The 14,651-nt window shown below is 71.0% G+C and carries 2 protein-coding genes; both read left to right on the top strand.

The window, feature by feature from the left end:
• Positions 1 to 8: 8 nt before the first annotated feature.
• Positions 9 to 851 (top strand): peptidylprolyl isomerase, encoded by an 843-nt coding sequence (locus tag ACX9TP_RS28195; RefSeq protein WP_482973725.1) that lies wholly within the window; start codon positions 9 to 11, stop codon positions 849 to 851.
• A gap of 86 nt (positions 852 to 937) precedes the next feature.
• Positions 938 to 14,596 (top strand): RHS repeat-associated core domain-containing protein, encoded by a 13,659-nt coding sequence (locus tag ACX9TP_RS28190; RefSeq protein WP_482973724.1) that lies wholly within the window; start codon positions 938 to 940, stop codon positions 14,594 to 14,596.
• Positions 14,597 to 14,651: the final 55 nt, after the last annotated feature.

Below are 14,651 nucleotides of genomic sequence, written 5' to 3'. Positions count from 1 at the left end.
GGGCTTCGATGCGATGGACGGGGGCGCTCCTCGGCGTGCTGCTCGTGGGCTGCGGGGACAGGGACGTGGTGGCGGACGTGGGTGGCACGGCGCTGAAGCGCTCGGACGTGGCGTGGTTCTGGGAAACGCGGGACCGCGACGCGACGCCGGAGCAGGCGCTGGACGCGCTGGTGGACCGGGCGCTGCTGGCGGAGGGCGCCGTCCAGGCGGGGTTGCTGAAGGACCCCGCGGTGGCGGCGAGGGTGGAGGCCGCGCGGCGCGAGGTGCTGGCCAACGCGTACCTGGACAAGGTGGCGGCGGAGTCCGGCACCGAGGACGCGCTGCGGCAGCGGTACGAGAAGGCGAAGGAGTCCCTGTCGCGCCGTGAGGTGCACGTCGCGCACCTGGTGGTGCGCCTGCCCGCGGAGGCGGATGCGAGGGCGAGGACGGAGGCCCAGGCGCGCATCAACCTGCTGTACGCGCGCGTCCAGGGCGGAGAGGACTTCGCGGCGGTGGCTCGCGAGGCGTCCGAGGATGCCGCCACGGGCGAGAAGGGCGGGGACCTGGGGCCGGTGCGCGAGGGACAGGTGGACCCGCGCTTCTTCCAGGCCGTGGCGGAGCTGAAGCAGGGGGAGTTGTCGAAGCCGTTCGAGACGGCGTTCGGGCTGCACGTGGCGCGGGCGCTGGAGTCGCCGCGCACGGTGGTGCCCACGTTCCAGGAGGTCCGGGGCGAGCTTGCGGCGCAGGCGCGGCATGAGGCCGCGAAGGCGCTCGAGGAGCAGCTCCGGAACCGCATCTCGGTGAAGCGTCATCCAGAGCGTCTGCGTGAGCTGGCCCGGCCGGCTCGCTCCGAGGGGGAGGAGTCCAAGTGAACCGGGGGATTCGGTCGGTTGCTCTCTGGGGAGCGCTCCTGCTGGCATGCTTCGCGGGCAGCGGGTGCGATGACACTCCCCCCGAGGTGACGTTCAGCGGCGTCGAGGAAGGAGCGCACCGCGACGCGCCCGTGGCGGTGACGTTCACCGTCACCCATGCGGACCCGCCCGAGGGCTCGGTGACGTCCACGCTGGACGGCCAGCCCTACACCAGCGGCGCGACCATCTCCTCGGAGGGCGCGCACATCGTGGAGGTGGTCGCGCGCAACGAAGCCGGCACCGAGACGGTGGCGCGGCGGAGCTTCACGCTCGACTTCACGCCTCCGGCCGTCACCTTCAGCGGCTTCGTGGAGGGGGCGCACGTCGAGGCTCCCGTGACGCCCGTCTTCAGCGCCACGGACACCCACCTCCAGCAGGCGGAGGCCACGCTCGACGGCCAGCCCTTCACCTCGGGCACCGCCGTCTCCGCGGAGGGGGCGCACGTGCTCTCCGTGACGGCGCGCGACCTGGCGGGCAACGTGACCACGGCGGTGGGCCACTTCACCATCGACACCCAGGCGCCGGTGCTGGTGGTGACAGGCGTGGAGGCGGACCGGCACTACCGGCAGCCCGTCTCCCCCGGCTTCAGCGCGGCGGATGCGAACCCGGTCACCGTCACGGCGACGCTCGACGGAGCGGCCTTCACCTCGGGGACGGAGATCTCCGCCGAGGGCGAGCACACGCTGGTCATCACGGCGGTGGATGCGGTGGGCCACACGGCCACGCGCACGGTGCGCTTCGTGCTGGACCTGACGGTGCCGGTCGTCCAGGTCTCCGGCCTGCCGGCGCAGCCCCTCGTCAACCGCGCGGTGACTCCGGCGTGGACCGTCACCGATGCGCATCTGCTCCGGACGGAGGCGAAGCTGGATGGCCAGGACCTCGCGTCCGGGACGGCCATCTCCGCGTCGGGTGCCCACACGCTCGTCGTCTCCGCCTGGGACCAGGCGGGCAACACGGCCAGCCAGACGGCCACCTTCACCATCGACACCGTGGCGCCGGTCATCACGGTGACGGGTGTCGCTGACGGGCAGCGCCGCAACACCCCGGCCACGGTGTCCTGGACGGTGCAGGAGGACCACCCCGGCACGGTGAGCGCGACGCTGGAGGGCCAGCCCTTCCAGAGCGGCGGCCAGGTGTCGGCGCCCGGCTCGCACACGCTGGTGGTGACGGCGCGAGATGGCGCGGGCAACGAGGCGTCGGTGACGCGTACCTTCGTCATCGACACAGCGCGGCCGACGGTGGCGGTGGAGTCCCCGGAAGACAACCTCATCACGAGCGTGGCCGACGTGCCGCTGGTGGTGGTGGCGACCGATGACGGCCCGCTCGCGGATGTGCGGGTGGGCGGCATCTCGATGACGCGCGCGGCGGACGGCAGGTACCGCCACACGCTCCCGCTGATGGAGGGTGGCAACGCCTTCACGGTGGAGGCGCTCGACGCGGCGGGCAACTCGGCGACGGCGTCGCTCCAGGTGGTGCGCGACTCCCAGCGGCCGGTGCTGGTGGTGACGTCCCCGGAGGAGGCCGCCGTCGTCACGGCGGCGACGGTGACGGTCTCCGGCACGGTGACGGATGCGACGGCGGTGACGCTCACCATCACCGGTGAGGCGGTGACGTTGGGCGCCGGTGGCGCCTTCTCCGTGACGCGGCCCGTGCAGGTGGGGGAGACCTCCATCGCGCTGGTCGCGACGGATGCGGCGGGCAACCGGACGACGGTGAACCGCACGGTGCGGCGGCCCGGCAGCCCGCCGACGCTGGTGGTGACGGACCCGCCGGACGACTACGCCTTCTCGGCGGCCTCCGTCACGGTGCGTGGCGAGGCCACCTCCTCCGTGGCTGGAGACGTCCCCACCGTGACGGTGGAGGGCCACACCGCGGTGGTGGATGGGCGCGGCCGCTTCTCCTACACGCTGGACGTTCCCGTGGGGCCGAGGACGGTGCGGGTGGCGGCGGTGGACCGCTACGGCCAGACGACGGAGACCTCGCTGCGGCTGCTTCGCCTGGGCGACGCGTCGGATGCCGGAACGGACGGCACCGACGGCGGCCCGACGGGCAGCGACGGTGGCTCCTCTGGAAACGACGGTGGCTCCTCGGGAACGGACGGAGGCTCCTCCGGAACCGACGCGGGCTCGTCGGGGACGGACGCGGGCGGCGGGTCCGGGCAGGAGGCCGCGCCCGTGCTGGTCGTGGAGTCGCCGCAGGACGGCACCGTGGTGGGAGGCATGCGCTTCGCGGTGCTGGGGCGTGTCGAGGGCGGCGCGCTGCCGCTGCAGGTGACGGTGAACGGGCTGCCCGCGACGGTGTCCTCGCGGAGCTTCAGCGCTTCGCTGGCGCTGCTGGAGGGCTCGCAGCAGGTGGAGGTTCGCGTGCGGGACGCGCTGGGCCGCACCGACTCCGCCTCGCGGAGCGTGGTGGTGGACCGGACCGCGCCCTACCTCGAAATCACCCGTCCGACGACCAACCCCGCGCGCGTGACGGAGAGTCCCTACCTGCTCACGGGCACGGTGGGTGACGCCAACCTGGCGTCCGTGACGCTGAACGGCGCGCCGGTGCCGGTGGTGGCCGGTGGCTTCTCCGCGCTGGTGACGCTGGTGGCGGGCGACAACGCCGTCACCGTGGACGCGCTGGACCTGGCTGGCAACCGCCGCTCGGTGGTGCAGCACCTCCTCATCGACGCGGTGCCCCCGGTGGTCTCCATCCTCCAGCCCCTGGACGACGCGGAGGCGGAGGCCGCGGTCGTCGAGGTCCGCGCGCGGGTGACGGGGGGCTCGGGAGCGCTGGACGTGCGCATCGGCACGGGCTCGGCGACGCGCGGGGCGGATGGCCTCTACACCGCGCAGGTGCCGCTGTCGCTCGGGGAGAACGTCATTCCGGTGACGGCCACGGACGCGCAGGGCCTCACGGGCACGGCGAGCGTGCGGGTGCGCTACCGCGACGCCACCCAGGAGCCGCTGGTGGTGACGGGCGCGGACCCGCTGCCCGGCGCGATGGAGGTGGACACCGCGGCGCTGGTGAGCGTCGCCTTCAACAAGCCGGTGCGGGCGGAGGACGTGCCGGAGCGCCTCGAGGTGTGGGCGCGCGGCGCGAAGCTGGCGGGGGGCTACTCGGTGGCGCCGGGCTCGCAGACGGCGACGTTCATCGCGGCGGACCCGCTGCCCGAGGGAGAGCGCGTCACCGTACGCGTCAGCGGCATCCGCGCGGAGGCCGGTCCGGGCATGGCGTCGCCCTACGCCAGTGAGTTCACCGTGCGCCGGCCGATGACGGTGGTGCGCGGCGCGGTGATGGATGACGGGCTGCGCCCGCTGCCCGGCGTGAAGGTGGAGGTGGAGGGGCAGACGCTGAGCGCGCGCACGGGGCCGGACGGCAACTGGGCGCTGGTGGGCGTGCGCGGCGGCACGCAGGTGGTGGTGCGCTATGAGGGTGGCGTCACCTCGGACGGACGGACGCTGCCGGTGATTCGCCGGCAGGTCTTCGTCGCCGCCGAGCAGGAGACGGTGGACCGACGGCTGGCGCTGGTGGCGGTGGACAGCGCGTCCGCGCAGGCGGTGGATGGCGCCGCTGGCGGGGCGGTGACCTTCGGTGGCGTCCACGGCGCCCTGAAGCTGGAGTTCCCCGAGGGGGGCCTCGCCTTCGCGAGCGGCGCCACCCGGGGTTTCCTCACCGCGACGGAGATTCCGGTGGTCCACCGTCCGGTGCCCGTCGAAGACAAGGTGTCGGTGGACGCGCTGTGGCAGCTGGGCCCGGACCAGGCCCGCTTCCTGAAGCCCTTCACCCTGACGCTGCCCAACCGTACGAAGCTCCCGGCGGGGCGCATGGTGGTGCTGCTGGGCTTCGACGAGCGGAGGCTGTCGCTCAAGCGCATGTCGCTGGCGCGGGTGCGCGCGGACGGCGAGGCCATCGTCTCGGACGGCCCCGTGGCGGCGGGCTCGCTGGAGTTCTTCGGCTACATGGCGCTGACGCCGGAGCAGCAGACCCAGGTGGAGGCGGCGCTCGCCCGGACGGGCGGCTCGGGGACGCAGCAGGGCGGGGCGACGGACGGAGGCCTGGGGCTGCTGCTGGACTCGCCGGTGAAGGTGCGCGAGCCCTCGCTCTGGGAGCGCGCGAAGGACCTCATCATCCCCAGCGCGCACGCGGACATCGGCAGCGCGCTGATGTCGATGTGGGCGCTGATGGACAGCTTCCTGCCCGGTGTCGCGTACGTCTCGGGCCAGGTGCGCTCGCCGCGCGAGCACCAGACGCTGCTGACGATGGAGCTGCCGCAGCTCCAGGCAGGCGTCGAGGTGGAGATGCCTCACGCGCTGCTCATCGAGTTCGAGGCGAGCTACGAGGTCAATGGCGCCCTCAGCCCGACGGAGAAAGTGGTCGCCACGCTGTCCGCGGTGGGCCCCAATGGCAGCCCGATTGCTCCGGCCGCTGGCGAGGAGTGGATGAAGGAGGGCCTGGGCCGGGCCGCCATCTCCTCCGAGGTCTACGTGCCCTTCGGCACGTCGACGCTGCTGCTCACCGGCAAGACGCGCTACGACACGCGCGCCATCCGCCTGACGGCGAAGGTGGAGCCCATCATCCCGGACGCGGGCGGGCCGCCGACGAAGGGCCGGCTCACCGTGTACAAGGAGCCCGACAGCTCGGACGCCGAGGACCCGTTCCACGGCGTGGTGCGCTTCCGGAACCTGCCCGTCAGCATCACCAGCTACGTCGACACGGGCGGCATGACGGACGACAAGGGCGTGTTCCGCTCGACGGTCATCATCCCCGGCAATGAGACGGCGGGCATCGCCTGCGCGGACGTCCCGCTGGGGCCCCGCATCGAGGAGAAGGAGGGCTGGTTCGGCAGCCGGCACGTCGTCGCGGTGAACACCTCGTTCCCCGTGTGCTCGAGCACCTTCTACATGTTCAAGAACGGGTACTCCTGGGCCGACGTGCTGGTGGACGTGCGGCTGCTGTACGGGAGCCTCACCTTCAAGAACAAGGACGGCACGGCGGTGCCGGCCACGTGCACCAGCGGCTCGGAGACGCAGCGGGACCCGGCGACGGGCGAGCTGGAGTCGGTGTCCGCGGAGGACTCGGCGACGACGGAAGTCCACTTCTTCCGCGAGGACGACCTGGAGCACCCCGTGGCCCGGTACGCGGTGACGAAGCCGCTGACGAAGGCGTGCGGGGACCCGGAGAACCCGCCCACCGGCCCCCACGGACAGTACTCGCGCGTGCGGCTGGGGCCCTCGCACTACTCGAACACGGAAACGCGCAACCGCTGCCAGCGGCTTGCGGGCATGGCGGGGACGCGCACGCCGGAGGACGAGTCCTTCTACCGGCTGGAGTGCGGGCCCATGGCGGGCTCGTTCCTGCGGCTGGCGGCGGGGCAGCGGCTGGTGGTGTTCGCGGTGAACCACGCCACCGGCTACTCCGGCATGGCGACGGTGACGGTGCCGTCCATCAACCGCGACACGCGCGCGCCGGACGGCACGTGCCCCGCGGACGCGGCGGCGGGCGGGCCGCTGGAGGTGAGGGAGGGCAGCCAGACGTACAGCATGTCGCGCTGCTCGCGGGCGGAGCTGGGCATCCCCGGCGACATCGACCTGTATCCGCCGGAGCTCGACGTGCGCGTGAAGCGCCAGGCCCGCTCCGAGGGACTGCGGCGCGACGACGAGCCGCGGCACCTCATCCGCACGGGCGGCGCGGGCACCACGCGCGACGACTACATCCAGGTCACCACGCACTGGCGGGTGCGACAGAGCCCGGTTCCCCCGCCGCCCGCGGACGGAGGCACGCTGGACGGCGGCCTGCCGGATATCTGGGATGCGGACGACGAGGGCTGCGAGAAGGGCCTGCGGGACGGCGGAAGCTGCAAGCCCGGCGCCATCACCGACGATGACGCCGACGCGGGCGCGCTGCTGGAGATGTACTGCTCGGAGCTGGCGCCGGGGGCGTCCCGGAAGCAGTGGGAGATGTGCCTCCGCGATGCCCGGCAGCTCAGCGACGTGCCCCGGGGCGTGCCTCCGCTGGCGGGACAGATTGTCCGCGTGACGGGCAGCGTGCTGGAGCAGCCGGCGGTGACGGTGTTCGAGGTGGAGCCGGGCCTCAACACCGTCAACGTGCAGTCCGCGCTGCGGCGGGTGAATGCGAACGGGCAGCAGACGACGCACAACAACCTGGCGCGCGCGAACTACTACCTCCACGTGGTGGGCAACCGCCTCCTGGACCGCGACACGAACGGCGACGGCTACGTGGACGCGGAGGAGAGCCGGGAGCGGCCGCCGAACTTCGAGGAGCCCCGCCCGCGGCGTGACAGTCCCCCCGGACTGCCGAAGCAGGCGCTGTATCTGAAGAACGTCTTCAAGCGCTACGACGCGCGAGGCACGCTGGTGGACCAGTATGACCAGTCGCGCGAGCACGAGTTCCGCATCCTGGAGCTCGAGCCCCGGAAGGTCCTCGCCTCCCAGGGCGCGGAGCCGCGGGACATGCGCGACCCGAGCACGCCCCCCGCCGCCGAGGCGAAGGACTTGTCGTACCAGTTCCTCGCGGGCCTGCTGGCTCCGGACGACCCGGGCCGAGCGGGGACGCTGAGCGGCGACTACCGGGTGCGACTGGGCACCGACGAGTTCGGCATCGACTGCCCGTTCACCATCGACGAGGTGAACCACACCATCACCGCGACCTGCGGTGGCGAGTACATCGGCGACATCCTCAGCGCCAGCGACGTCCTCTACCTGGAGCTGTACCTGAGCGGGAACGCGGAGAACATCCTCTACCGCTTCAACTTCCAGGGACTCGCGCCCCGCAGGGACTTCGTGTCCTCGTCGGCGGCGTACACGATGGACGCGGCGATGATGCAGGACGACCCGGGAACCGGCGAGCCGGCCATCGGGCGTCCGGTGTCGCAGCCGTCGACGGCCAACTTCTACGTGGACCCCACGGAGCTCTCGTCCGGCACGCTGCGGGTGTGCCTCAACCCGAGCTGCCTGCCGTCGGGCCAGAGCCTGCTGAAGGAGGTGGCGCTGGACCTCCAGCCGGATGGCTCCTACCGCGTGCAGGACTCCGGGCAGGGCCTGCTCAGGCAGCTCAAGCTCTTCCAGGCGAAGCGGAGCTCGAACACGGGCGCGCGGCGCTTCCGGCTGCCGCTGCCGCCGCACCTGACGGGCATGGCGGGGGGCACGAAGGAGCCGACTCCGGTGTTCCTGGTGCTCAACTCGACGCTGCCCACGCGGGCCGATTGGGTGATGGAGCTGGGCCGTCCGCGCGGCTCGTACACGGGCGCTCACGCGCGAGCGGTGGGGCAGGAGACGGTGGCGGGCGTCAACGTGGCGGACGGACACCTGTCCTTCGAGCACGAGGACTTCTCGCTGCCGTTCCTCAAGGGGCAGTTCGCCTTCAAGCGCATCTACAACAACCAGGACAACATCGCGACGCACCTGGGCGTGGGCTGGCGGCACAACTTCGACGGCTGGCTCCATGAAGAGCGGGTGGGCCGCTACGTCGCCGTGGTGGGCGGGCAGGGCTTCGTCTTCCCCCACTGCGCCGCGGAGCCGAAGGACTCGGAGCACTACGGCAACACCCTGGGCACGGACCCGTGCAGGGTGACGGACAACGCCCACGGCTTCGAGCTGCGCGTCATCGCGCCCATGGACTCGGACGGCTCGGCCGACAGGGTGGTCCTGAAGACGGAGGGCGGCTGGACGTTCGAGTTCAATCGTCCCGCGAAGGGGCCGCGCGAGGAGGGCCACCGCCGCTGGATGCTGACGCGCTTCTCGGACAGCCATGGGCGGCTGGGTGGCGACGACACGGGCTGGACGAAGCTGGAGTACGAGGGCGACTCGGAGCGGCTCCAGAAGGTGACGCAGAAGGCGGACGTGGGGTCGGTGTCCCTGGCCTTCACGTACGAGGACGTGGACCTGGAGGCCCAGGACCTGCCGGAGACCATCCGCATCCAGGCGCGCTCGCGCGGCTTCAAGTGGATGCGGTCCGCGGTGCTGACGACCGGCCTGGCCGGTGGCTACTCGCTGAGCTTCGAGCAGGACCGGAAGGGCAACCTCATCCGGGTGGAGCGCTCGCCGGGCCAGCCGTTCCAGACGTACGCCTACGAGTACGCGCCGGTGCCCACCTCGCTGAAGGATGACGAGAAGTGGGACGCGGTCAACGAGCTGTCCTCCGCGCGCCTCATCCACGGTGGGCTGCCCGCTTCGAACACGCCGGTGCAGTGGCGCGCCACCTACGGACGGACGCCGAGCACGACGGCGTACCAGCACTTCAAGTGGCACGAGGTGATTACCTCGGTGTCGACCACCGGCATGCAGGGCGGGGCGGTGAACATCACCTACGGGCCGACTCGGCGCACGGTGACGTGGCCCGACAACGTCAAGGCGGAGCTGGTGCTGAATGAGACCGGCAACGTGCGGAGCTCCGAGACGGGCACGCTCGTGTCGGCGACGGCGTGGGGCAGTGACACGCGCGGAGGGCAGGTATTCGCCAACCAACGGGCCTCACCCGCCGGACGGGTGCTCCAGATGGCGTCCTCCTCGCGGCTGGTGCTGACGGGGGTGTCGCTGGCAGGCGCTCCCGTGGACAGCAAGCCCGTGCACGGACTCGCGATTGGCGATGCGCTGGTGCAGCACGTGCTGGACGCGCGCTTCGGTACGCCGGCCAGCTCCACGACGCCGTTGGGGACCGGCGCCGCGACGGTGAACAGCCCACGCGACGCCAGTGGCAACCTGGCGAGCCTCTCGGTGACGGCGGGGGGTATCACCCGCGACGTCATCAAGGACGCGCGGTACTCGGCGGACGGCCTGCTCGAGGCGTACACGGACGCGCAGGGCCGGGAGGTGGTCCTGGGGCCGTTCAATGCCCTCGGCCAGCCCCAGCAGATGTCGATGACGCTGAGCACGGCCTCCTCCACGGCGCTGTCCACCCTGAGGCGCACGCTGGCCTATGACGGCTATGGCCGGCTGGCGCGCACCGACGACGTCCAGACGGGCAGCTACGAGACCTTCACCCATGACGCCCTCGGCCGGGTGCTGAGGACCGTCCGCTCGGGTACGCCCGAGGCGGATTGGACGTACACGTATCAGGCGCAGGACGACGTCCTGACGGTGACGGAAACGCTGGCAAAGAAGACCGACGGGACGAAGCGCGCCCACCAGCGGACGCTGAAGTACCAGGAAGGGCTGCTCGTGGAGGAGTCCTCCCTGGTGGGCGACCTCGTGGCCCCCGTCAAGCGCGTCAACACGTACGAGAACGGCCGGTTGGTCAAGACGACGGACGAGCTGCTGAAGGAGCACGTCTACGCGTACGACCCGGCGGGCCGGCTGACGGGCGTGTCGGTGGATGGCGTGAGCGAGGTGACCTACGCGCTCGACAAGGACGGCAACCCGCACACCGTCACGGACCACCTGGGCCGGGTGACGAAGCTGGCCTACGACGGGCTGGGACGGCCCGTGGCGTGGGACTGGGGAGACGGGGACTCGCTGGAGCTGGAGCGGGACGCGCAGGGCAACGTGGTGAGCCGCAAGGAGGGACGCTCGGGACAGCACACGCTGCTGATGACGTCCCTGGACCCGCTCGGCAATCCGCAGACGACGAAGAGCCAGAGCACCACGGGCGGCATCCATGAGGTGCGCAAGTACGACGGCGCGGGGCGTGTCATCGAGCGCGAGGACAAGGAGCTCGGCCTCCTCGAGACGTACGAGTACAAAGACGTGCTGGGCCGTACGACGAAGCACGAGCGGAAGGTCCTCTCGCGAGGCGAGACGCTCACCTGGACGGAGACGCGCGCGTACGACGACGCGCAGCACGAGGTCGTGGTGCTGCGGACCATCGACACGGGCGGGGGCCAGCGCCGGACGGAGTCGGAGTCCCTGACGCTCGACGCCGCCGGGCGCATGCTGAGCGTGGAGCGCCTGGTGGGCGGAGTGCTCGCGAAGGAGGCATTCGCGTACACCGAGCGTGGCCAGGTGTGGAAGCACACGTCCGCCGAGGGCGCGGAGACCGAGCGTCACTATGACCCCCAGGGCACGCTCATGCAGGTGGTGGACGCGGAGGACAAGACCACCACGTACACGCTGGACGCGGCGAGCCGGGTCCACGTGGAGAAGGGGCCGCACCCCGGCTACGAGGTCACCTACGAATACGACGCGCTGGGGCGGATGACGTCGAAGACGGTGGCCGCGCATGCCACCACGCCCGAGATGAAGTGGACGTACGCGTATCTGCACCAGACGCAGCAGGTGAGCGAGACGGCGGACCTGGGCGATGGACGCACCATCACCACCTTGCGGAAGTTCAACGCCAGGGACCGGCTGCTGAGCGAGACGACGTCGGGGAGCGACGGCGGCCAGCGGACGAAGACGGTGGTGCTCGATGGGCCCTGGGAGAAGTCCGTCACGGTCCGCGAGGGCAACGACTGGAAGGCGGAGACGGTGTGGAGCTCGCGCGACGACCGGGGCCGCGTGCTGGATGAGGAGGAGACCTGGTCGGCGGACGGGCTGTCCTACCGCTACGAGACGAAGATGTCGTGGGACCAGCGCGAGGCGAGCGTCACCGCCACAGACGTGACGGGCGGCAACAGCCAGACGTGGACCACGGACCTGGAGGTGGACTCGCTCGGGAACGTGGTGGAGATGACGCGGGATGGCCGTGAGGACGTCTGGTTGTACGACGCGGCCAGCGTCCTGTCCCGGGAGCAGCCAGCGGGCCTCAGCGCGACGACGTACACGTATGACAATGGCCGGCTGACGCAGAGCTCCTTCGGAGGCGAAGTCACCGAGTACGGCTACGACAAGGATGGCCGGATGACGTTCCGGAAGGGGCCGGACGGGCGCGAGCTCACGGTCTCCTACTCGCCTCGGGGACTGGTGACGGGGGAGCAGTTCGGCCGCAATGGCAACTTCCAGCGGACGGGCTACACGTACGACGCGAACGGGGCGCTGCTGTCGGTGACGGAGGGGGCGGGCACCGTCGATGCCGCGACGAAGACCTATACCCGTGGCGCGCGGGGCGAGCTGTTGTCGGTGGTGCAGCCGGGGGCGGGGACCTTCACGTATGCCCATGACGGCCTCCTGCGGCTGACGGCCGTGACGCGGCCCTCGGGTGGCGTCGCGAGCGAGTCGTTCGATTACGACTTCCTGGGGCGGCAGACGCGGAGGAAGCGGGACTCCGCGACCTGGACGACGACGTGGGTGGGCGGGATGGCGCGGCGGGTGGACGCCAACCTCGACGCCATCGAGTCGATGATGGACGGGCGAGGGCGCGTGGCGCGGGTGGAGTACAAGCCCGGCGGGGCGAGCCAGCCGGACACGGACCTGACGCTGGTGACGTACGCGTACACGGCGGACGACGCGCCGTGGAAGGTGACGGAGCGGCAGGGCTCCTCGGACGTGGAGAACCTCTACACGTATGACGCCGGGCGTCTGCTCCAGCGCGTGCGCCGTGGCGGTGACACGGTCTCGTACTCCTATACGGCCAGCGGTCAGCGCAGGACGGTGGAGAGCGGCTCCCGGTCGGTGACGTACGCCTATGACACCCGGGGTCGGCTGTCGGGCATCACCAGCCCGGCCGGGCCCATGACGGTGGAGTGGGAGGACGGCGGCGAGCGGTTGCTGGCGGTGTCGGGAGACTCGCTGACGGAGCGTCGGTGCCATGACGACCGCGGGCGGCTGTTCCGGGTCATCAACGCGGAGGCTTCAGCGGAGTGCGGCAATCCGGGCGCCGCCATCGGGCTGCACAGCCGCTTCGAGTATGCGTACGACGGGCGCGGCAACCGGGTGCGCGAGACGTACCGGGACGGGCACCTCACGTCGGACGAGGTGACGACGTACGGCTACGACACGGCCGACCGGCTCACGGGGGTTCGCTACGCGGATGGGGTGGCGCAGCTCTACAAGCTCTCCGGGGATGGGACGCGGCTCGAGGAGAAGGAGGTCGCGGCCTACGGTGGTGCGCTGGGGCCGTCGGCCTTCGATGGGGCCTCCGCGCGGCGGCACTGGCGTTACGAGCTGGATGCTCGCGGTGCACTGGAGGGCATCCACGACCAGCTCCAGGGTGGGCAGCTCATCGCCACGTACAACACGGACGGGGTGGGCCGTCTCCGCTCGGAGCAGACGCCGAGTGGCCGGAAGGACTACGGCTGGGACGCGGCGGGCCGCCTGACGCGCGTGACGGTGCAGCCGGCGGTGTCGGGTGGAGGCGGGGGCAACGTCACGGCCGAGTACACGTACGGCTGGGACGGGCTGCGTCGCAGCCGCACGGTGGGGGCCCAGACGACGCACTGGCTCTGGGCCGCTGGAGAGCTGGTGGATGAGCGGCTGCCAGGACAGTCCACGCTGTTCTATGCGCAGGGCCCGGGGCTGACGGTCTCCGTGGGGACCGACCGTATCGCCCACGATGGGCTGGGCAGCTCCGTGGGGCGTGTGGGGGCGACGGACTCGTGGCACCGGTATGACGCGTGGGGTGGCTACCGCAAGAGCTCGGCGCACTGGAAGGTGCCGGGCTCCGCGGAGGCGAGCCTGGGCTTCACGGGCCATGCGTATGACGCGGACGCGGGGCTGACGTACGCGCAGCAGCGCTGGTACGCGCCGGAGCTGGGCCGCTTCCTGAGCGAGGACCCGCTCTTCGGCGATGAAGCGAGCCCCGCGAGCCTGCACCGGTGGGGCTACGCCAACGGCAATCCCACGCGCTACGTGGACCGGGACGGGCGCATTGCGTTCATGCCGCTGCTCATCTACGCGGGGCTGACGGCGGTCATCGGCACCGAGGCCCACGTCATCTATCAGGAGGCCTTCGAGGGCGCGGGGAGCAGCAAGCCCATCGAATGGGGCAGGGCGACGATGTTCGGCGGTGCCGCCGGGGCGACGGTGCTCTCCGGCAACCTCTTCGGCCTGGGCGCGACGGCGGGCGGCATGACGCTTGGCGGCGGCTTCGACGTGGCCTCACAGATGATCATGCAGGGCCGCTCTTTGGGTGACGTGAACCTGGAGTCGGCCTTCGTGACGGGAGGCTACGGCTCGCTGCTCGGAGGCGGTCTGGCGGCCGGCATGAAGAGCTCGGTCGCGGCGGTGCGCCTGGGAACGGGGGCGACAGCGACCGGCCTCAACGTCATGGGCATGGCGGTCGGTCAGGAACATGCTCGCCAGGGGCGGGAGAATGGCAACCTGGCCCAGCAGATATTCGGTACAGCGGAGTTCATGCTGGGGGGGCTGGGGGCGATCGCTTCGGCGGGGTTCACGACCCACACCGCATTCGAGATGGCGGGGTATACGCTGAAGACCCGGGGCCTCGGCTCGAACTTCGGCAACGTCCGGCTGGAGAAGATTCAGCATGAGGCGCCGCTGCATGGGAGCGGCCCCGTGCCAGGCGTCATCGAAGTCAGCAGCCGTGTCAAGTCAACTGCGGCGTTTCGAAACTACCATCCTTCCGAGGGCGGGATTGAATTCATATTCAAGCCAGAGACAGAGGTCTTCCTCGTAGGAAAGACATACCCAGGAAGGGGTCCCACCAGTCCCAGAGGTCTCTCGCCTCATGAAAAGCTGGCTTCGCTGGCGGACGCCGACAATTCAACCGTCGTTGGTGGAATGTTCAGCCGCAAGGCAGATGGCGGATACTTCACGAGAGAGTACAGCGGCCATTACCATCAGAACTGGACGCCCGAGGTCCGGGCGCAGTTCGTGACAGCCATGAAGCGCATGACGGGTATTGATATCGATCACTATCCAGGGATGTGAGCTTGGATAGACAAGCTCGTGCCGAGCGGAGGGGCTACTTGCACAGCCCCTCCGC

The sequence above is a fragment of the Pyxidicoccus sp. M15 genome (assembly GCF_056858435.1).
This window is presented reverse-complemented; position numbering and strand designations above follow the sequence as displayed.